Source organism: Pseudomonas sp. TZ252 (assembly GCF_056110345.1).
In genome coordinates this window covers 2,539,955-2,557,817 of record NZ_CM148566.1, presented here as the reverse complement: position 1 = coordinate 2,557,817, position 17,863 = coordinate 2,539,955, and the positions used below count along the sequence as shown (strand labels likewise).

General features: G+C 66.8%; 21 protein-coding genes. 7 read left to right on the top strand and 14 right to left on the bottom strand.

Annotated elements, in window-relative coordinates; translation table 11 throughout:
- Positions 1-2: 2 nt before the first annotated feature.
- The 4 genes from ACYAF3_RS11770 to ACYAF3_RS11755 all read right to left on the bottom strand — a co-directional run bounded on the left by ACYAF3_RS11770 (position 3) and on the right by ACYAF3_RS11755 (position 2,540).
- Entirely contained in the window at positions 3-236 is a 234-nt protein-coding gene (locus tag ACYAF3_RS11770) for a DUF1161 domain-containing protein (RefSeq protein WP_003083610.1), read from the bottom strand.
- Positions 237-346: 110 nt separating this feature from the next.
- On the bottom strand, positions 347-802 hold the full coding sequence (locus ACYAF3_RS11765; protein WP_003118563.1) for an OsmC family protein: 456 nt from the start codon (positions 800-802) through the stop codon (positions 347-349).
- A gap of 83 nt (positions 803-885) precedes the next feature.
- Positions 886-1,590 carry a disulfide reductase DsbM gene (dsbM, locus tag ACYAF3_RS11760; RefSeq protein ID WP_003111521.1) on the bottom strand — a complete coding sequence of 235 codons (705 nt, stop codon included), beginning with the start codon at positions 1,588-1,590 and terminating at the stop codon, positions 886-888.
- A gap of 62 nt (positions 1,591-1,652) precedes the next feature.
- Complete coding sequence (locus tag ACYAF3_RS11755) at positions 1,653-2,540, bottom strand: MBL fold metallo-hydrolase (protein ID WP_003083599.1); 888 nt, start codon at positions 2,538-2,540, stop codon at positions 1,653-1,655.
- A gap of 107 nt (positions 2,541-2,647) precedes the next feature.
- On the opposite strand from ACYAF3_RS11755, the gene osaR reads away from it, so the two are divergent.
- The 3 genes from osaR (at position 2,648) to ACYAF3_RS11740 (ending at position 4,727) form a co-directional block, all read left to right on the top strand.
- Positions 2,648-3,568, top strand: a complete 921-nt coding sequence (osaR, locus tag ACYAF3_RS11750; protein WP_003128174.1) for an oxidative stress response transcriptional regulator OsaR — start codon at positions 2,648-2,650, stop codon at positions 3,566-3,568.
- A gap of 65 nt (positions 3,569-3,633) precedes the next feature.
- A complete protein-coding gene (locus ACYAF3_RS11745) occupies positions 3,634-4,140 on the top strand; it encodes a DUF1993 domain-containing protein (RefSeq protein ID WP_003083593.1) in 507 nt (168 codons plus the stop codon).
- 38 nt (positions 4,141-4,178) lie between these two features.
- The gene (locus ACYAF3_RS11740; protein WP_003111523.1) at positions 4,179-4,727 is read left to right on the top strand and encodes an RNA 2'-phosphotransferase; all 549 of its coding nucleotides are present in this window, start codon (positions 4,179-4,181) and stop codon (positions 4,725-4,727) included.
- Positions 4,728-4,743: 16 nt separating this feature from the next.
- Here ACYAF3_RS11740 and ACYAF3_RS11735 read toward each other — a convergent pair whose 3' ends face one another.
- Together ACYAF3_RS11735 and ACYAF3_RS11730 are read right to left on the bottom strand one after the other, a co-directional pair.
- Positions 4,744-5,214 (bottom strand): type II toxin-antitoxin system death-on-curing family toxin, encoded by a 471-nt coding sequence (locus ACYAF3_RS11735; protein WP_003111524.1) that lies wholly within the window; start codon positions 5,212-5,214, stop codon positions 4,744-4,746.
- Between the two features lie 2 nt (positions 5,215-5,216).
- On the bottom strand, positions 5,217-5,387 hold the full coding sequence (locus tag ACYAF3_RS11730; protein ID WP_003111525.1) for a hypothetical protein: 171 nt from the start codon (positions 5,385-5,387) through the stop codon (positions 5,217-5,219).
- 266 nt (positions 5,388-5,653) lie between these two features.
- On the opposite strand from ACYAF3_RS11730, the gene ACYAF3_RS11725 reads away from it, so the two are divergent.
- Positions 5,654-6,082 (top strand): cupin domain-containing protein, encoded by a 429-nt coding sequence (locus ACYAF3_RS11725; RefSeq protein ID WP_003083588.1) that lies wholly within the window; start codon positions 5,654-5,656, stop codon positions 6,080-6,082.
- 52 nt (positions 6,083-6,134) lie between these two features.
- Here ACYAF3_RS11725 and asnB read toward each other — a convergent pair whose 3' ends face one another.
- From asnB to ACYAF3_RS11710, 3 genes are all read right to left on the bottom strand, one after another.
- Positions 6,135-7,967, bottom strand: a complete 1,833-nt coding sequence (gene asnB / locus ACYAF3_RS11720; RefSeq protein WP_012613433.1) for an asparagine synthase (glutamine-hydrolyzing) — start codon at positions 7,965-7,967, stop codon at positions 6,135-6,137.
- Between the two features lie 625 nt (positions 7,968-8,592).
- Complete coding sequence (locus ACYAF3_RS11715) at positions 8,593-8,730, bottom strand: PA0050 family protein (protein ID WP_003083584.1); 138 nt, start codon at positions 8,728-8,730, stop codon at positions 8,593-8,595.
- 61 nt (positions 8,731-8,791) lie between these two features.
- Positions 8,792-8,932, bottom strand: coding sequence for a PA0050 family protein (locus tag ACYAF3_RS11710; RefSeq protein ID WP_003083582.1), 141 nt, complete (start codon positions 8,930-8,932; stop codon positions 8,792-8,794).
- 609 nt (positions 8,933-9,541) lie between these two features.
- Here ACYAF3_RS11710 and ACYAF3_RS11705 point away from each other — a divergent pair.
- A complete protein-coding gene (locus ACYAF3_RS11705; protein WP_003104301.1) occupies positions 9,542-11,203 on the top strand; it encodes a hypothetical protein in 1,662 nt (553 codons plus the stop codon).
- 281 nt (positions 11,204-11,484) lie between these two features.
- Positions 11,485-11,868 (top strand): helix-turn-helix domain-containing protein, encoded by a 384-nt coding sequence (locus ACYAF3_RS11700; RefSeq protein ID WP_003104304.1) that lies wholly within the window; start codon positions 11,485-11,487, stop codon positions 11,866-11,868.
- Positions 11,869-11,882: 14 nt separating this feature from the next.
- Here ACYAF3_RS11700 and ACYAF3_RS11695 read toward each other — a convergent pair whose 3' ends face one another.
- The 4 genes from ACYAF3_RS11695 to exoT all read right to left on the bottom strand — a co-directional run bounded on the left by ACYAF3_RS11695 (position 11,883) and on the right by exoT (position 15,484).
- Positions 11,883-12,548 carry a DUF799 domain-containing protein gene (locus ACYAF3_RS11695; RefSeq protein WP_003083573.1) on the bottom strand — a complete coding sequence of 222 codons (666 nt, stop codon included), beginning with the start codon at positions 12,546-12,548 and terminating at the stop codon, positions 11,883-11,885.
- A complete protein-coding gene (locus ACYAF3_RS11690) occupies positions 12,545-12,898 on the bottom strand; it encodes a DUF4810 domain-containing protein (protein ID WP_003083569.1) in 354 nt (117 codons plus the stop codon). Before ACYAF3_RS11690 ends, ACYAF3_RS11695 begins: the two co-directional genes overlap by 4 nt.
- 30 nt (positions 12,899-12,928) lie before the next feature.
- Positions 12,929-13,615, bottom strand: a complete 687-nt coding sequence (locus ACYAF3_RS11685; protein ID WP_003104306.1) for a CsgG/HfaB family protein — start codon at positions 13,613-13,615, stop codon at positions 12,929-12,931.
- A gap of 495 nt (positions 13,616-14,110) precedes the next feature.
- Positions 14,111-15,484: a T3SS effector bifunctional cytotoxin exoenzyme T gene (gene exoT / locus ACYAF3_RS11680; protein ID WP_003104308.1), complete on the bottom strand. Its 1,374-nt coding sequence runs from the start codon at positions 15,482-15,484 to the stop codon at positions 14,111-14,113.
- 163 nt (positions 15,485-15,647) lie between these two features.
- Here exoT and ACYAF3_RS11675 point away from each other — a divergent pair, with 163 nt between their 5' ends.
- Entirely contained in the window at positions 15,648-17,057 is a 1,410-nt protein-coding gene (locus tag ACYAF3_RS11675; protein ID WP_003122278.1) for an MgtC/SapB family protein, read from the top strand.
- Positions 17,058-17,327: 270 nt separating this feature from the next.
- On the opposite strand, the gene ACYAF3_RS11670 is transcribed toward ACYAF3_RS11675, so the two are convergent.
- Positions 17,328-17,723, bottom strand: a complete 396-nt coding sequence (locus ACYAF3_RS11670; RefSeq protein ID WP_128669707.1) for a hypothetical protein — start codon at positions 17,721-17,723, stop codon at positions 17,328-17,330.
- Positions 17,724-17,863 lie beyond the last annotated feature (140 nt).

Here is a 17,863-nt window from a genome sequence, read left to right as displayed (position 1 = left end):
GCTCAGTCGTCGTTCTTCTGGTAGATGATCTTCTTGGTGCCGTTCTCGCAACTGCCGACCACCATGTTCGGGTCGCTGACTTCGTCGTTGCGCACGATCTCCAGGGTGTAGGAGGTCACCCCGGCCGACTGGATCTTGGTCTCGATCTCCGCCTTGAGTTCCTCGCACGGCTTCGGCGCGGCCAGCGCCGTGGCGCTGAACAGCAAGGCGGCAATCCCCAGCCCGATGGTTTTCATGACCCGTCACTCCTCGTCGATGCCTGGCAGCCGAGTGCTGCGCAGCGCATCCTGCCGCATTCGACTGCGGCAGGCCAGGGCCAGTTCGCCGGGCTGGGGAAGCGTTCCGCTCAGCCGTCGAGGCTGGCGTCCAGGCTGATCTTCGCGTTGAGCACCTTGGATACCGGGCAACCGGCCTTGGCCTTGTTGGCGATCTGCTCGAAGGTCTGCGCGTCCGCCCCCGGCACGCGCGCCCTGAGCACCAGGTGCACGGCAGTGATGGCGAAACCGTCGGACTGCTTGTCGAGGGTGACCTCGGCGCGGGTCTCGATACGTTCGGCGGTCAGGCCGGCCTCGCCGAGCATCATCGACAGGGCCATGCTGAAGCAGCCGGCGTGGGCCGCGCCGATCAGCTCTTCCGGGTTGGTTCCCGGTGCGCCCTCGAAGCGGGTATTGAAGCCATAGGGGTTGTCCTTGAGCGCGCCACTTTCAGTGGAAAGGGTGCCCTTGCCGTCTTTCAGGCCGCCTTGCCAGACCGCCGATGCCGTCTTCTTCATGTCGACTCCTCCGGAGCTGTGGATGGACATCCGCTCGCGTCGGCGAGCGGGCATGTCTACATGGGAGGACGACGCAGCCGGACAAGTTCAGTCCGCTTGCGCGGCGGCGGGATTCAGGCGCAACCGTCGATGCGGCAGAGCGGCGCCGCGGCCCCGCCCACGGCACCGCTGCCGCCGGCAAGGCGCAGCTGCGTTTCGAGGAAAGCCCGCCAGTCGTCCGGCTGGCCGAGGTAGCGCCCGGTGTCGAGCACCTGCAGGCGGCCGTCGCGCTCCAGGGCGAAGGTCGGGAAGCCAGCGGCGCCGAGACGGTTCATCAGCCGCCGACTGTCGGCGAAGTGCGCGCGCAGCGGCTCGCCGGAGCAGGCGTCGAACGCCTCGGCGAAGCCCTCGCCAAGCCCCAGTTCGGCACCCAGCTCGAGCAGCACCGGACGCTCGGCGATACGCCGGCCCTCGACGTAGTGGGCACGCTGGATCCGCGCCAGCATCGCCGCGCCGAGGCCGTCGAGCGCTTCGGCGGCAAGCACGGCGGCGGTCGGCGGGGCCGAGTCGAATACCGCGCTGGTGTCGCGCAGCAGGCCGTCGAAGTAGTCCTTGCCGAACGGCTGACCGGTCAGTTGGGCGATCCGCAGGTCATGGGGCATCACGTAGTGGCGCAGACCGGCGCCGACCGGCTGGCGGTTGGCATCGGTCATCATGCCGCCGCCATGCAGGCGTACGTCCAGACCCGTCACCTCGCGGGCGGCGGCGAGCAGCGGCGAGGCGCCGTAGCACCAGCCGCAGAGCGGATCGTAGAGGTAATGCAGGGTGAGGTCGTTCATCTCGGTCTCCACGAGACGCCCCGCAGGGGACGCCTCGATCAGCGGCTATCGGCGGGCGCGGCTCAGGGCCACTGCATCTCGCCCTTGAGCACCTTGGCGCTCAGCTCCAGGCCTTCCTCGCCCGGCAGGTTCGGGTAGCGGCGCTTCATCGCCTCGACCAGCGCGGCGGAATCCCTGGCCTTGGGCAGTTCGGCTTCCAGGGCCTTCAGGTAGTCACGGGTGAAGCGCACGCCGTCCAGGCCCTTCGGCTCCTCGCCGGTGAAATGGCCGGGCACCACGCGCCGCGGTTGCAGCGCCTCGATCCGGTCGAGCATCGCCACCCAGGCCTGGCGCGAGGCCTGGGTCTGGGTATCGGCGGTCCAGACGTGCGAACCGGATTCCACCAGCACGCCACCAACCACCGTCTTCAGCGACGGAATCCACAGCACCGTGCGGTCCGGGCTCGGCCCCTTCAGGTCGACCACCTTCAGGGCATGGCCTTCCAGCTTCAACTGGTCGCCCTTCAGCGGCTCCGGCACCACCAGCGACGTCGGCGCGTTGTCCTTGAGGATCGGCCCCCAGTAGGCCAGCTTGGCATCCTTGGTCGCCTGGATGTGTGCGACGGTCTGCGCCGTCGCGAGGATCTTCGCCTCGGGGAAGGCGGCCTTCAGCACGTCGAGGCCGAAGTAGAAGTCCGGGTCGCCGTGGCTGATGTAGATAGTGCTGAGGGTCTTGCCGCTGGCCTGGATACGCTTGACCAGTTGCTCGGCGTCGGCGCGGGAGAACTGCGCGTCGATCAGCATCGCCTCGCGCTGGCCCACCAGCAGTTCCGAGGACACGGCGAAGATCGCCTTCTCGCCGGGGTTGTAGACCTCCAGCCGCAGCGGTTCGGCGCTGGCGGCGAAGACGCCGGCGGCACCCAGCAGGGCGGCGGCGGCGAACAGGGAACGAAGCAATCCATGGCGCGACATGAGCGGTTCTCCAGGCAGTGGGATCAGAGGCTTGCCATGTTAGTTGCTTGAAAGCGCGCAAAAAGCCCCGCAATAATCACAGCTTTGTTGCATGGATCGAGCGAATCATGGACCGCCTGACCGCCACTCGCGTCTTCGTCGAAGTCATCGACAGCGGCAGCCAGACCGCCGCCGCCGAGCGTCTGGACATGTCCCGGGCGATGGTCTCGCGCTACCTCGCCGAGTTGGAGGAGTGGGTCGGCGCACGCCTGCTGCACCGCAGCACCCGCCGCCTGAGCCTGACCGACGCCGGCGCGGAGCTGTTGCCACAGTGCCGCGAGATGCTCGCCGTGGCCGACGCCATGCAGGCCACCGGCCAGACCCGCCGCGACAGCCCGCGCGGCACTCTGCGCATCACCAGCAGCCTGTCCTTCGCCCAGGCCTGGCTGACCCGTGCCGCCGCCGCCTTCGTCGAGCGCTACCCGGGCACCGCCATCGACCTGCAGGTCAACAGCCAGGTGGTCAACCTGGTGGAGGAGCGCATCGACCTGGCCCTGCGCATCGCCAACCAGCTCGACCCCAACCTGATCGCCCGCCGCCTCGGCGAATGCCGCTCGGTGATCTGCGCCGCGCCGGACTACCTGCGCGGCCACGGCACCCCGCGGCGCCCGGAGGACCTGGCGCTGCACAACTGCCTGACCTACTCCTACTTCGGCCGCAGTCTCTGGCAGTTCGAGCGCGACGGCGAGCCGACCAGCGTGCCGGTGGGTGGCAGTCTCAGCGCCAACGAATCCACCGTGCTGCTGGAGGCCGCCGCCGCCGGTGCCGGGATCAGCCAGCAGCCGCTGTACTCGGCAGCCCCGCTGATCCGTAGCGGACGCCTGGTGGCGCTGCTGCCGGAGTGGTCGCCGCAGGTGCTCGGCATCCACGCGGTGTACGCCTCGCGCCGGCAGATGCCGCCGGCGCTGCGGGCGCTGCTGGACTTCCTGGTCGAACGGATGGCGGCCGATCCGCACTGGGACGAGGCGGGCCCCCTGGCGCTGGCGTGAAAGCCGGGTAGACTGCTGGACGCGCCGCCTTCGACGCACCTTTATCCCCTGTCTGGAGCACGTCCATGTCCCTGTCGATCTACCAGGCTTCGATCCCGACCTTCCTGCGCACCCTCGGCAACCTCTCGGCGATCCTGAAGAAAGCCGCCGCCCACGCCGAAGCGAAGAACATCGATCCGCGCATCTTCATCGACGCCCGGCTGGCGCCGGACATGTTCCCCCTGGCGCGCCAGGTGCAGATCGCCAGCGACGCCGCCAAGGGCGCCGGCGCGCGGCTGGCCGGGCTGGAAGTGCCGAGCTACGCGGATACGGAAACCACCTTCGACGAACTCCAGGCACGCATCGCCCGCACCGTCGAGTTCCTCGAGGGCATCCGCGAGGAACAACTGGACGGCGCCGAAGAGCGCAACGTGACCCTCAAGGTGCGCGGCCAGGAGATCAGCTTCAACGGCCGCGACTTCCTCTTCGGCTTCGCCCTGCCCAACTTCTTCTTCCACGTCACCACCGCCTACGCCATCCTCCGCCACAACGGCGTCGAACTGGGCAAGATGGACTTCCTCGGCGGCGCCTGAGGTTCCCGCGCCGGGATGGCACGCACAAGGACCATGGAATGGATCGGAAAACCCTCGACGACACCAGCAAGTTCCTCAGCTATGTCCTTCGCCACCAGCCCGAGGCCATCGGCCTGACGCTGGACGGCGAAGGCTGGGCCGACATCGACGCCCTGATCGCCGGCGCGGCGCGGGACGGCCGCGCCCTCGACCGCATGCTGCTCGGCGCGGTGGTCGAGAACAACGACAAGAAGCGCTTCGCCCTCTCCGCCGATGGCCAGCGCATCCGCGCCGTGCAAGGCCACTCGCATGCCGCGGTGGCCATCGCCTACGCCCCCGCGGTCCCGCCCGCAGTGCTCTACCACGGCACCGCCAGCCGCTTCCTCGACTCCATCCGCGAGCGCGGCCTGGTTCCCGGCAGCCGCCACCACGTCCATCTCTCCGCCCGCCGCGCCACCGCCCTGGAAGTCGGCCGCCGCTACGGCAGCCCGGTTCTGCTGGAAATCGACGCGCGCGACATGCACCTGGCCGGGCACCTATTCCACCAGGCGGAGAACGGCGTCTGGCTGACCGAGCGGGTACCCGTGCGGTTCATCCGCGAGGCTTGAGAAGGCGTTCTACGGACTAACCAATGCCCAAGCGGGCGACCATTCGCTCGAAAGCGTCGCTGTCCGGCAGGTTGTAAGCGTCGAATGGTCTGTGCCAGTAGAACATCCAGTCTTCCAGGTCCTGAACGCTCGCTTCACGAGTCACGAGGGCGACCATGATGTCGACGAAGTCCTGAGCGGGCCCCGTCAGCTCTATGCCATTGAGCAGGAGGAAAACCGTAGCGGCCGCCGCCGCCGTGCGTTTGTTGCCATTGGCAAAGCAGTGGTTCATTGCCAAGCTTTCCGCAAAGACCGCAGCCAGCGTGATGATATCGTCGGTTCGAGCATAGTAACGATGGTTGGCTGGCCGTTGCTGTGCGGACTCCAACTCGTTCGGTTTGAGGACGCCTATCGGCTCGTCCGGAGTCTGGGCCAGGATGAGCAACTCATTGAGGCGAACGAGATCTGCAACGGAGAGATAGCGTATCCCTTGCTGGTCTTGCGACATGCTTAAACCTTGGCCAGCTCTTCGAAGGTTTTTTCGTAGCGTTCGAAGGCCAGGGCAAAGGCGTTCTCGACCTGCTTCTGATGTTCTCCCAAGGCCGGGCGCGCGCGCACGACCTCATCGCGAGGACGGGGAGGAATGACGAGTTTCTTCGATTTGCGCAGCGATCGCGACATATGTACCTCCAAGGATCCACTTCCCGGACCTGCCTGCCCCGGGCAGGGGACGAATATTCAGTGTTCAAGCATATACCAGTGCAGGCAGGGAACAGATGTCCTCTCGAAACCGGAAGCACTGGCAAGGCGCACCGCAACATGGCCTAGCAGCCTGCAGACGAGCCTCGAACGTTGATGGCCCGCTGCCGCCTAGCAGAAGCGGCAGTGGAGCAGGCGGTGAAAGCCGGCTTGACTGAGGAAAAACACCGACAAGCGCAGGACGCCCGATGGACCTTCGCCCCAGCCACGTGCATGTGTTCCCACCCAGCCGCGACCTCCCGGCCGCAACCAGTCCGCACCGCGAAACCCTGCTGCGCAGCGGCTGCGCCTGGAACGGCTCGCTCTACCTCGGCTATCCCCTTGGCCAGCCGCAGCTCACCGTGCAGCGCCTGAGCCTGGCCGCCCACGAACGCCTGGACTGGCAGGTCCATCCGATGCCCAGCGCGCTTTACGTGCTCAAGGGCGAACTGCGCCTGGAGACCCGCGACGGAGCCCAGAGCACGCGGGTGCTGGAAGGCGAGGCGGCGGGTTGCCTGATGAACATCATCCATCGCCTGATAGCCGGGGCCGAACCGGTGGAAGCCCTGCTGTTCCATGCCGGCGTGGAAGGCATGCCGGTGGGGCTCGGCGAACGCGGCGAAATGCCCGACGCCTGAAGACGCCGGCGGGCCGGACAGCAGCCCGAACCCGCCACGCCCCGCGTCACGCTCAGGCGGAGAGCCCGTACAACCTGAGCCAGCCTTCCAGCGCCAGTGCGGTCTCCAGGTTGTGGCGGCTCACCTGGGTGTTGAAGTACCCCTCCGGATGCTCCAGTTCGGCGGCCAGGAACTCTCGCGAAACGATGCCGAACACCGGGTTCGCCGCGTCCTCCAGCAGGCGCCGCACGCTCCCGCGCAGGAAACGCTCGTAGCCGAGGTTGGCAGAAGTCGGATAAGGGCTCTTGCGGCGCTTGAGCACGGCTTCCGGGACATAGTCGGCGCAGGCCCGCTTGAGCAGCCACTTCTCCTCGCCGTCCCGGCTCTTGATCGACCAGGGCACGTTGTAGACGTACTCCACCAGCTCATGGTCGGTGTAGGGCACCCGCACCTCCAGGCCGTTGCACATGCTCAGGCGATCCTTGCGTTCGAGCAGCAGCACCATCCAGCGCTTCAGATGCAGATGGCTGAACTCGCGCATCCGCCGCTCCTCCGGGCTGTCGCCGGCCAGGTGTTCGACCTGGCGCAGCCCATCGTCGTAGCTGGCCTGCTGGTACTGGAGGAGATCGCAGCGGCGGTTGAAACCGGCGTCGATGAAGCCGGCCGGCAGGCGCACCCTGGAGGCCCAGGGGAAGCGCGCCGCAGCCACCGCCTGCGGATCGCGGAACCAGCCGTAGCCACCGAACAGCTCGTCGGCGCCTTCACCGGAGATGGCCACCGTGGAATGCCGGCGGATCTCGCCGAACATCAGGTGCAGCGAGGTATCCATGTCGCCGAAGGTGAAAGGTACGTCCTTGGCCCGGAATACCTCTTCGCGCGCTCGTTCGCAGACCAGTTCGGCATTGTCGATGAGCACGGTGCGATGACGGCTGCCGATGTACTGCGCGGCCAGCAGGGCGAACGGCTGGTCCTGGTCGGGACGCAGGTCGTCGCTGCGGAACTGCTCGGCCTGGCCGACGAAGTCCACCGAGAACGAATTGATGTCGCCGCCGTGCTCCGCCTTCGCGATGCGCTGGGCGATGCCGGTCAGGGCGGTCGAATCGAGCCCACCCGATAGCAGCGAACACACCGGAACGTCGGCGTGCAATTGCGCCCCCAGGGCGCGGGTGACCAGTTCGCGGGTGCGCTGCACGGTGCTCTGCAGGTCGTCGGCATGCTCCTGGCGGCGCACCTCCCAGTAGCGGCGCAACTTCGCCTGGGAATTGGGACGCCAGGACAGCAGGTGGCCGGGCAGCAGTTCCTGGACCTCGCGGAACGGCGTCTGCGAAGTGCCCCGGGACAGCGTCAGGAGGTCGACCAGGCCGACCGCGTCGAGCCTGGCGGCGAATTCCGGATGCGCCAGGATGGACTTGATCTCCGAGCCGAACAGCAGTCCCTCGCGGTGCCGCGCGTAATACAGCGGCTTGATGCCCAGGCGGTCGCGCACCAGCAGCAGGTGGCCGTCGCGGCCATCGAAGACGGCGAAGGCGAACATCCCGGTCAGGTACTCGCAACAACGCTCGCCCCATTGCAGATAGGCGTGCAGAACCACCTCGGTATCGCTGCGGGTGCGGAACTCATGTCCGGCCCGGCGCAACCGCTCGCGCAGGGCATCGTGGTTGTACACCTCGCCGGTGTAGACGAGGGTGACCTCCTGGCCGGTGGGAAAGCGATAGGACATCGGCTGCACGCCGCCGCTGAGGTCGATGACCGCCAGCCGCCGGTGACCCAGCAGGGCGTTGCGGTGCTTCCAGATGCCCTCGGCATCCGGCCCGCGCAAGGCGAGCGTATCGGTCATGGCGAAGATCGCCGGAAATTCGTCGTCGAGCTTGCGCGTGTAATCCACCCAACCCGCGAGACCGCACATAGGGAAACTCCTCTAATTGATGTTTATCGGGAAACTCATCCAGAGAACATGCTGAAAACATCCGTGCGGCCGGACAGATTTCCGGCGTACGAATGCTTCGCCCAAGGCGGTCGATGTATGAACTTTTCGAGGACCTGAAGATAATCAGTTTCGGCAGGCCTGCGCCCAAGGAAGGCCAATGATAGAACAGGAAAAAACGTGGCCGAGTTAATTAATATCTATCTAAATCTGGTAGCTGTTTTTAAAAAAACAAAGGAAAAACAATAATCTACAAAATTAATGAAATATCCTGAAACATCATTACACGGCTCTACAACCAGATATTACAGGGTCGTTCACGGCTCTTTCCAAAGACTTAGAAAGCTAATCCAATTAAACTTATAATTGCTTTAGGTCAATCATATGGATAGCCAACTAAGCAAATGACTACAACAAACTCAGATCGTACAACTATTGAATATAAGAGTTGTCCATCGACGCTGATTTCATGGCAACGTTCGAGGCGACGATGGACGAGCGGGAAAAGTAGGGCGGCGCGGGGAAGGGAGAATTAAAGAAGGCAACTTCGAGCGAGCGATCCATCCGGAAGCGGGCCCGCTGCACCGGGCCCGCCAGACGACCTACCTCAAGGGCATTCGCAGGTCGACGGACCGAACACCGGCCCGCTGCACGGGTCCTCGGACGGGCCGAAAACCGGGCACGCGGCCTGGGCGGTAAGAGAGAAGCCACAGAGCAGGAACACAGCCAACAGTACTTTCTTCATTTGCAACCTCCTGGTTGGTAATCGAACGCTCCCTGTCCCTGGTCGAGGGTACAGTCGGTCATCACGGGCACTCGCAGACGGTCGGTCCCAGCACCGGGCCCGCGCAGGGATCTTCCCCCGGCCCGAGCACCGCGCAGTCCGCCTGCGCCGTCAGCGAGAACATCCACAGCAGCAGCGAAGCCGCCAGCATCTTCCTTTTCATCTGACCTCCTTGGTCGAAACAGCGATCAACGATCCGTGTCCTTCTCCGAAAACAAGGGCATTTGCCTGCAGAAGGACCGAACGCCCGTCCGCTCGCGGCGCACCGCAAGACTCGCCGGCGAGCCGCCGGACCCCGGAGAGCAAAGACCAGCCCGAGCGAACGCGCCAGTGCGGTGGATTGCCGCAGCGCCAGCGAAAGTACCGGGGCAGGGGGCTTCGGCACCGGTTCGCCATCAACTTTTCCTATCCCCGGCGGCCACATAAATTCGTTGGACGCACCACGCCGGCGCCTCCAAGAATGCCGCACGGGTGCGAAGTCCGGCCGTGCACCCACCGACGCCCCACAACAGCAAGAACAACGATCGGTGCATCCATGGCAAAGGACCTGACTTTCCCAGACGCCTCCGCGTCGTCCCGCAACCCTCCCTCCGCGCGCCTCCGTCTACCGGCGACACGCGCCCCCTAGCACCGCCCTCCCGTCCGCCACCGCAGCAACCCGCGACGCACCTTGCGTCGGTCCCGGCCCCCGCCGCCGGCGGGCGCCGCTCGCCCGCGCTCCGCCCGCCGCACCGATCGACCCATGAACCGAACAAGAACAGGAGTCCACCCGATGCGCTACGCCCGTCACGCAAGCCGATACTCCCTCTTCACCCTGGCCGTCTCGGCAGCCCTGCTGCCCGGCGCCGGCTGGGCCGCCAACGGCGACCTCGCCGGCGCCCGCAAGCCGCCCAGCGTCGCCTGCTCCTGGAACCGCGAGGCAGCGTTGTCCTACGAGGAGCGCCGGCTCGACACGCCGCTGCCGTTCAGCGGCGCCAACGTCGTCACCCACGACCAGACGCCGCTGGCCGAGCGCATCGTCAAGGGCGCCGGCTTCGACGGCTTCGAACCGGCCTTCGCCAAGCGCCTGTGCGCCGCCGACGGCCGCACCCCGGTCACCAGCTACGCCAAGGCACTGAAGCTGGTCACCGAAGAGGGCCGCGCGCTGTGGCGCGCCGCCGTCGACCGGGCCCAGGGTCGCCGCGCCATTCCCGCCGGCGCGCTGCCGGCCAGCGATGACCGCATGCTCTACTGGACGCGCCTCTACATGACCCGCACCCTGCGCCAGTGGGCGCCATCCTTCCACCTCGGCAAGGCCCAGGCCCAGGCACTGCAATGGCGCTTCGAACGCGCCTCGCGCGGACAGCTGGACATCGACCTGCCACGCCGCTACGCCGCCGACGGCTCGCGCTACCGGCGGATGATCATCAGCGGCTTCGACGTCTTCACCCTGGGCACTCCCGGGACGGCGAACACCGGCCTGCGCAACGGCAACCCCTCGGGCGCCACCGCCCTTGCGCTGGACGGCCGCGAGTTCAGGCTGGCCGACGGCAGCCTGCTGCGTATCGAGGCCTACCTGTTGCCGGTCAGCTACGACCCGTTCAACCGCGGCATGCAGGAAGACACCCTGGGCCCCTGGTTCCGCCCCGGCCCGCGCCGGGTCGACGCCTCCATCACCATCAGCCAGGGCGGCGCCAACCAGTTCTGGCTGGAGGCCTGGAACGGCCGCTTCCACGGCTCCTCCGCCGGCAACGACGGCATCGTCTACTGCCCCGCCGACAGCGCTTTGCCCAACTACGTGCTTCCCCTGGGCAGCGTGACCAATCCCGGCACCGCGCCGATTTCCCTGCGGGGCTCCGGCTGCAATATCAACCCGCCGCGCCGCTGGCTCGGCTACGACAGCGCCAGCCGCTGGCGGCAGAACCTGCCGGCACAGTTCTCCAAGGCCTCGCTGCCGGTCCGCCAGTTGCTCGCCGCCGATACCTGGCGCGGCATCGAGCGGCCGCCGGGCGCTACCAGCCAGGCCACGGAAGGCTTCGACGTCACCTGGCACACCAACTACGACTTCTTCCCCGATTGCGCCAACCCGCGCACCGAAAACGTGCCGACCAACGGGGTGATGAACGCCATGCCCGATCCCTCCCTGGTGCTCCCGCCGAACCGACGGATCTGCGCGCGCAACGGCGGTGGCGGCGACTACCTGTCCAACGAGAGCGCCTACCGCAACACGGTGCTGCGCGACGCGTTCCGCCTGGAGATTCCCGCCGGGCACATCCATGTACCGGTGATGAACAACTACTACACCGGCGTACCGGCGAGCGGCGGCGGCGCGCGCAACGACAACGCCATCAGCGACGCCCGCTACGAGGCCTACCGCAGCGCCATCGTGGCGCAGACCCGGGCGCTGCTGGTGGGCGTCGGCAACGCCCTGGCGCAGGGGGCGCAAGCGGACTAGTCCTCGCCAGGCGCAAGGCCCTCGCGTCCTATCGCTTCGCCGCGGAGCCAAACTGCCGCCGACGCAGGCCAACGGGACGGTAGCCCGTCGCTTCAGCCTCTACTGAATCGAAAAAGACGGCACGCGGGGAAACCTCGGACTCACGACCCGGAGCTTTCCCAGGCCCGCGCCGGAACGGTAGGGCAGAGTCGAAGAGTGCGAACGCCGATGATGGAGACAACCGCCATCGCCCGCATCACCGGGGCGGTGGAAAGGATTTCCCCTGACTTGGAGAGTTTTCCATGAGCTTCGCGCAGAATCTCCTACGCCTACGCCAGCAGAACGCCCTGACCCAACGGCAGATGGCCGAGCGATTGGGCGTCACCGTGAGCCAGTTGCGGCACTTCGAAACCAAGGGCGGGCACCCGTCGCTGGTGGTGCTGCAAACCATCGCCGGACGTTTCGCGGTGCCCCTCGACTGGCTGGTCTGCGAGCGCAGCGAGCGGCAGGCGCTACCGGAAGACCTGCGCCTGCAGTTCGAGGCCATCGGCCGCCTGCGGCTGGACGAGCGGCGCGCCATCCGGGCGTTGCTCGACGACCTGATCCGCCAGTACATGGCCAAGCGCAACGCAGCGGCCAAGCCCCTCCCGGCGGCTTGCGCCGAGGCCACGGAAACGTCCCCGTAGCCCCGGCGCACGGCTCAGTCGCTGCCGTACCTCGGCGAGCGCGGGCCGTACAACAGTCCGCCCGGCTGGCCGGCCGAGAGCAGGCGCGCACTGGTCATCCCGGCGATCGGATAACCGGCGTCCTCCACCGAACTGTTGATGATCTGCTTGACCGCCGCGGTGATCAGCATGCCCACCAGGCCGCCGTTGTTGCCGCCGTTGCCTTCCTCGCTGGAGGCGGTCGCCGAGCCGGTCCACAGGGTGGTGCCGGATCGCAGGTCGACCAGCTTGGCGCTGGCGGTGACGATGGTCGCGCTGCTGATCACCATGTAGCGCGTGCCGTAGTCGCTCACCGTGACGTACAGCGCCGCGTCGGCGCCATAGATCTCGCGCAGCTTGGCCGGGGACACCTGGTGCACGTCGCCGGCGCTGGTCAGGCCGTTCTGGCGGAAGGTCTCGTCGGCCAGCGCCACCGGCACCACGTAGTAGCCGGCCTCGGCCAGCGGGAAGGTGACCTGCGAGAGCATGCTGTAGGTCGCCTTCACGTCGGGCGACTCGTTCAGCGGCGGCAGGACCAGGATCGAGCGCGGCTTGGCCTGCTTGAACGCCGAGTAGTCGACGCTCTTGGTCGGCGCGCAGCCGCCGAGCAGGGCCAGCAGGGTGAAACCGGCCACCAGGCCGGACAGTCGGGCGAGTTTCAACGGGCACCTCCACGGGCGTTGTTCAGGAGGAAGTCCATGTAGGTCGCCGACTCGGGAAACAGCGCCTTCTCGGTCTCGAACTCGCGGACCATCTGGTCGTCCTTGCCGATGCTGGAATAGAGCAGCCCCAGCTGGGCGTGGTAGCCCGGCGGTACCGCGCCGTTCTTCGCCCGGATCTTCTCGAGGTCGGCTTCCAGCGCCTGCGCCTGGGCCTCCTTGGATTCACCCTTGAAGTATTCGTGGACCTGGGCCTGGTAGCCCTCCCACTGGTACAGCGTCTTCGGTCCGCTGCACCCGGCCAGCGCCATGCTCCCCAGCAGCGCCGCCGTCCATGTGATCGTCTTGCTCATGTGTGCCGTGATTCCCTGGTTTCTGGTGGATTATTGGTTCTGTGGCTTCCAGGCCCCGCTATCGACCGCGTTGACCAACTTGTTCACCGCCTCGCGCATGGCCAGGTCGAGAACCTTGCCGTTGAGGGTCGAGTCGTAGCTGGCGGTGCCGCCGAAGCCGATCACCTCGCGGTTGGACAGGGCGTACTCGCCAGCGCCCTGGGTCGAATAGACGACCTCCGAGGTAGAGATGTTGACGATGTTCAGCGCCACCTTGGCGTAGGCGATCTGCGACTTGCCGCGGCCAAGGATGCCGAACAGCTGGCGGTCGCCGACTTCCTTGCGGCCGAACTCGGTGACGTCGCCGGTCACCACGTAGTCGGCACCCTTCAGGCGCTGGGCCTGGCCCTTGATCGCCGCTTCCTGCTGGATCTCGCTCATGTTGTCGCGGTCCAGCACGTTGAAGCGATTGGTCTGCTGCAGGTGGGTGATGAGAATGGTCTTGGCCTGGCCGCCGAGGCGGTCGACGCCATCGGAAAAGATCCCGCGCATGTAGCTGGAGCGGTTGTCGAACTTGCCTACCGCAATCGGCGAACGCACGCCGCTGTAGGGTCGGTTGACGCTCTCGACCTGCTGTACCGGCAACGCGGTGGAGGTCTCGGTGGCGCAGCCCGCCAGGCCGGCCAGGGTGGCAACGGCGAGGAGCGGCAGTAGTGTTTTCTTGGCGCTGTGACTCATGGGGTTCTCCTGGAAAAAAACGCTATCGACGCGGAGCGGCTTCTAGCCGCCCCGTGTGCGGAAAAGAGGGCGTAGTGAAAATCGAGGAAGGCCAGGCGGCACGGCGGCGCGCCAAGGCGAGGGGCGAAATGGGGTGGCCACGATTTCTTTCCTTGAAATACGAATGCGTCGATCAACCGGCGCTCCCGGCCGGCCTTGGAAATCCGAAAGAATCGTGCGGGAAGCGATGCACGAACCGTATGAGCCATCAATAGGCCATCTCGGTGGGCGGCAAAGTTACCACAGTTATTCCGATCGTTTCGTTATGCAGGAAGCATACTCGGAGAATTCTGACTGCGTCTCGTTCGCAGGATCGAGGTGGGACGCCGGGCACCGGTGTCCGCCACCCACCGGTGGCAGCCAGCCAGGCATCCTTGCCGCCCATTGCGCCCGACGCTGTACGGCGCAAACGAAAACGGACACCCCTTGGGAGTGTCCGTCTCTGCCGTCGACCGGTCAGGCCAGGTCGAGGCCGCGCATTCTCAGGCGCAGGTCCTGTTCCTGGGGCTTGCCTGAACGATCCGTCCCGGTTGCCAGGTCCAGGGCATCGAGCAGTCCCTCGCCGTGGCCGCTCCGTTCCCCCAGCGTGGCCTCTTCGAGCACCCGACGGGTCACACCCTGCCCATCCTTGGCGCTGAGAAGCACGCGCATGTCGGTCCCCTTGTCGTAGAGGATCTCCTGCTCATCGCCCTCGATCGATATCTCGCTGACATCGATCCCGGATCTGCCGAACAGGGTGGTTATCGTGCCCAGGCCCGCGAAGCTCCTGGCAACGCTGGGGTCCCGGGAGGTGGAGAGATAGCCGGCGTCGTGGCCGACCTGGCCCTCTTTCACCGCCTCGAAGGCATCCCTGCCCTGGGTGCCGCGGAAGGTCTTCACGACCTGTTCAGCCGGTCCGCTCTTTTCGAACGCGGCAGACATGCCCCGGTCGATCAACGCCTGGCCAGCATCCAGCTCTCGCCCCTGACGCAGGGAACGATTCAGGTGCTGGTACTCGCCGTTGGTATAGAGACCGAGCGCCATCACCTCGGCATCGCTGTACGGCCCGTCCGGGTGTTCGCCGAGGTACTGCTCCGCCTCCAGCCCGAAGTGCTCCACCAGTCCATCCGCCAGCGCCTTGTCGACAGGCTCGCCCTTTACCTCGCTCTCTACCGCGTGGCGCAACAGGGCGACCTTGTCCATTACCGCATGCAGTTGGACGGCGATTTCGCGCAGTTGCTCCGGGCTTGCGCTGAGTACATGCTGGCTGGCGGCACCGCCCGCGGTCCCCCACTGTTGCAGCGCGATCCCCCCAACGCTCTGTTCGAGCAGGCGGGCAGCCTGGGTACGGGAAGCCTCGATCCGGCTGCCATCGCGAATCCCGACCAGGGCGGTGGCCAGCGAGCGCAGGGCGCCGTCGCCGCTGGCCAGGCGCGTGTGATCCTTCGCCAGCCTCTCCGCTGTCAAAGTCGCCAGCTCGCTCGCCTTGCCAAGTCCGCCCAAGGTCAGGGGCAGTGCCTTTTGCAGCATAATCTGCTTGATCTCGGCGGCCGAGAGACTGGCGGCAGGCGGCGCGTCCTGACGGGAGAGCGGCGCCTGGGTGGAGGCGTGGGCACGGCTCCCCAGCAGTTTGCCCAGCCACTCGATGATCGCCACGAAGGGACGCGCGAGGGCGGCCCCCAGGCGGGAGAGCAGGCCCTCGCCCTTCGGTGCTTCCTGGCGCTGGGCCAGTTGTTGCGCCTCCCGGGGAGTGGCCACCTGGCGGGCCTCGACCTGTCCCAGGCGCCCGGCCACGGCCTGGCTCAACTCAGCCACGAAAGACGGGTTCTGCTGAGATGATTGAATATGCATGATGATTGACGTCTCCTGATGTTTCCCCGCCAGTCTAGGAACGAGGCGCCCCTCCGCCTATCAGGATTGGCCGTGGTTTTTTTACTGTTGGCGGCCGTCGGAGCACGCGGAAAGAGAACCGTCAGCGGCCGAAAAACAGCGGACTTTCCCTACGCCAGCTCCCGTGCGCCTACACCGGGGCGGAGAACCCGATGGATATCGGCGGCAGCGACGGGCTCTTGGTGGACGGCGCACCGCCGTGCGGGCGCCTCGGGGTCGTCTGCTGCTATGGTGCGCACAGGCACGTCGCCATCCTCTCTCCCGGCGAATGGAATCGAGCATGACGCTTTCCCTGGATCTGTTGTTGAGCCTGTGCACGGCCCTGGCCATCGGCCTCCTGATCGGCGCCGAGCGCGGCTGGCAGGAGCGCGACCACGAAGATGCGCGGCAGATCGCCGGAATCCGCACCTTCAGCCTGGCCGGCCTGCTCGGCGGCTTCGCCACCCTGCTCGCGGGCGAACTGGGCAGCGCAGTCTGGGTAGCCTTGCTGCTGGCCCTCGCGGCGCTGGCCGTGGCCGGCTACGTGAGCGATGTCAGGCGTGGCGGCGACCAGGGCATGACCACCGAGATCGCCCTACTGATGACCTTCCTCCTCGGCAGCCTCGCCCTCACCGAACAGCGCCTGCTGGCTGCCGCCGGCGGCATCGTGCTGACCCTGCTGCTGAGCCTCAAGGACAAGCTCCACGCCCTGCTGAAGCGCCTGACCGCCGAGGAGCTATCGGGCACCCTCAAGCTGCTGTTCATTTCCGTGGTCCTGCTGCCGGTGCTGCCCAACCAGGGCTATGGTCCCTGGGCGTTCTTCAATCCCTACCTGACCTGGTGGATGGTGGTGCTGATCGCCGCCCTCGGTTTCTCCGCCTACCTGGCCATCCGCCTGATCGGCTCGCGCAAGGGCCTGTTGCTGACCGCGGTGCTCGGCGGCCTGGTGTCCTCCACAGTGATGACCCTGACCCTGGCGCGCCTGCGCGAGCGCATGCCCGACGCCCTGTTGGCGTGCGCCCTGCTGGCGACCTCGGCGCTGATGTTCCCGCGCATCCTCGTCGAGATCGGCGCGATCCACCCGGCCTTGCTGAAGGAACTGGCCCTGCCATTCGCCGCCACCACCCTCGTCTACCTTGGCGGCACGCTGTTCCACGCCCTGCGCGGCGGCCGCGCCAGCCAGGAGGCGCCCGACGAGCCAGGCCTGCGCAACCCCTTCGAACTGCTCCCGGCCCTGCGCTTCGCCGCCCTGCTGAGCGCGATCCTGCTGTTGGTGGAGGTCGGCCGGCGGCTGTTCGGCGATGCCGGCATCTACGCGGTCGCGCTGCTCTCCGGCCTCGCCGACGTCGACGCGATCACCCTGTCCCTGGCCCGCGCGGCGCAGGGCGAACTCGATCCAGGCGTGGCCAGCCGCGGCATCGCCCTTGCCGCCCTGAGCAACAGCCTGGTCAAGGCCGGCCTGGTCGTGCTGGTGGGCGGCAAGCGGCTGGCCCTGCAAACGCTACCCTTCAGCCTGGCGGGGCTGCTGGTAGGAGCGCTGCTGATCCTGCTGTGAGGCGCCGGGGAAACCCCGGAGCGCCGCTGGACGAACGCGACGACAACCGCCTGGCGCCCCGCATCAACCTGCGCGGCTACTGGCTGCAACGGCCGGGTTTCAAGGCCAAGGACCGGACCAGGACCCGGGTGAGGCAGGGCGGCCTGGCGATCACGGCGGAGCGAGGGGAGGGGACGCCTCCGCGTTGGACTGAGGCGTCTCTGCGACGTCGGAGACAAGGCGGTGGCTGGCTGAGCCAATCGCCCTTTGCAGCGTGAAGGGCGCCCGGAACTAGCGGCACTCACCCCGCGCGGTCGCATCGACCACCCTGCCCGAGGCGTCGGCAAAGAACTCGTAGATGCAGGTGTAATAGCCGCTCTGGTTGGCCGTGTCGGTCTTCTGGTTCAGGACCGAGCTGTTGGGCGTATTGCCATGGCCCTGCTCGTAGTAGGTGTAGTCGTAGTCGTGGCTATAGTTCTCGTACTCCTTCCACACGTACTTCTGCCTGGCGGCATCCCCCGTCACGCGTTCCGGCTCGCCGAAGCGCTTGATCACGTCCTGGATCGGCAAGCCGATCCAGGATTGCGCATCGCTACGCGCGCGACTGCCATAGGCCTCCATGACGCACCCCGACACGCTGATCGCAAGGGCCGCCAGGGCGGTGAGTCTCAGAGCCAGTACCGGCATATTTGCTTCTCCTTCCATGGCGGCCTGCCTACGCGGCATCCCGCTCCCTTTGCGCGGGTCGGTGTGCTGCGAATGGTAGGGGGCCGGGGCCCGCCCGTTCAACGGGAGACGGCGGTTTCCGGTGTACTAGTACATTGGGG

Excerpts from the sequence above, each read along its gene's own strand:
- ACYAF3_RS11770 (WP_003083610.1), bottom strand. The coding sequence starts at position 236 with ATGAAAACCATCGGGCTGGGGATTGCCGCCTTGCTGTTCAGCGCCACG.
- ACYAF3_RS11765 (WP_003118563.1), bottom strand. The coding sequence starts at position 802 with ATGTCCATCCACAGCTCCGGAGGAGTCGACATGAAGAAGACGGCATCG.
- dsbM (WP_003111521.1), bottom strand. The coding sequence starts at position 1,590 with ATGAACGACCTCACCCTGCATTACCTCTACGATCCGCTCTGCGGCTGG.
- ACYAF3_RS11755 (WP_003083599.1), bottom strand. The coding sequence starts at position 2,540 with ATGTCGCGCCATGGATTGCTTCGTTCCCTGTTCGCCGCCGCCGCCCTG.
- osaR (WP_003128174.1), top strand. The coding sequence starts at position 2,648 with ATGGACCGCCTGACCGCCACTCGCGTCTTCGTCGAAGTCATCGACAGC.
- ACYAF3_RS11745 (WP_003083593.1), top strand. The coding sequence starts at position 3,634 with ATGTCCCTGTCGATCTACCAGGCTTCGATCCCGACCTTCCTGCGCACC.
- ACYAF3_RS11740 (WP_003111523.1), top strand. The coding sequence starts at position 4,179 with ATGGATCGGAAAACCCTCGACGACACCAGCAAGTTCCTCAGCTATGTC.
- ACYAF3_RS11735 (WP_003111524.1), bottom strand. The coding sequence starts at position 5,214 with ATGTCGCAAGACCAGCAAGGGATACGCTATCTCTCCGTTGCAGATCTC.
- ACYAF3_RS11730 (WP_003111525.1), bottom strand. The coding sequence starts at position 5,387 with ATGTCGCGATCGCTGCGCAAATCGAAGAAACTCGTCATTCCTCCCCGT.
- ACYAF3_RS11725 (WP_003083588.1), top strand. The coding sequence starts at position 5,654 with ATGGACCTTCGCCCCAGCCACGTGCATGTGTTCCCACCCAGCCGCGAC.
- asnB (WP_012613433.1), bottom strand. The coding sequence starts at position 7,967 with ATGTGCGGTCTCGCGGGTTGGGTGGATTACACGCGCAAGCTCGACGAC.
- ACYAF3_RS11715 (WP_003083584.1), bottom strand. The coding sequence starts at position 8,730 with ATGAAGAAAGTACTGTTGGCTGTGTTCCTGCTCTGTGGCTTCTCTCTT.
- ACYAF3_RS11710 (WP_003083582.1), bottom strand. The coding sequence starts at position 8,932 with ATGAAAAGGAAGATGCTGGCGGCTTCGCTGCTGCTGTGGATGTTCTCG.
- ACYAF3_RS11705 (WP_003104301.1), top strand. The coding sequence starts at position 9,542 with ATGCGCTACGCCCGTCACGCAAGCCGATACTCCCTCTTCACCCTGGCC.
- ACYAF3_RS11700 (WP_003104304.1), top strand. The coding sequence starts at position 11,485 with ATGAGCTTCGCGCAGAATCTCCTACGCCTACGCCAGCAGAACGCCCTG.
- ACYAF3_RS11690 (WP_003083569.1), bottom strand. The coding sequence starts at position 12,898 with ATGAGCAAGACGATCACATGGACGGCGGCGCTGCTGGGGAGCATGGCG.
- ACYAF3_RS11685 (WP_003104306.1), bottom strand. The coding sequence starts at position 13,615 with ATGAGTCACAGCGCCAAGAAAACACTACTGCCGCTCCTCGCCGTTGCC.
- exoT (WP_003104308.1), bottom strand. The coding sequence starts at position 15,484 with ATGCATATTCAATCATCTCAGCAGAACCCGTCTTTCGTGGCTGAGTTG.
- ACYAF3_RS11670 (WP_128669707.1), bottom strand. The coding sequence starts at position 17,723 with ATGCCGGTACTGGCTCTGAGACTCACCGCCCTGGCGGCCCTTGCGATC.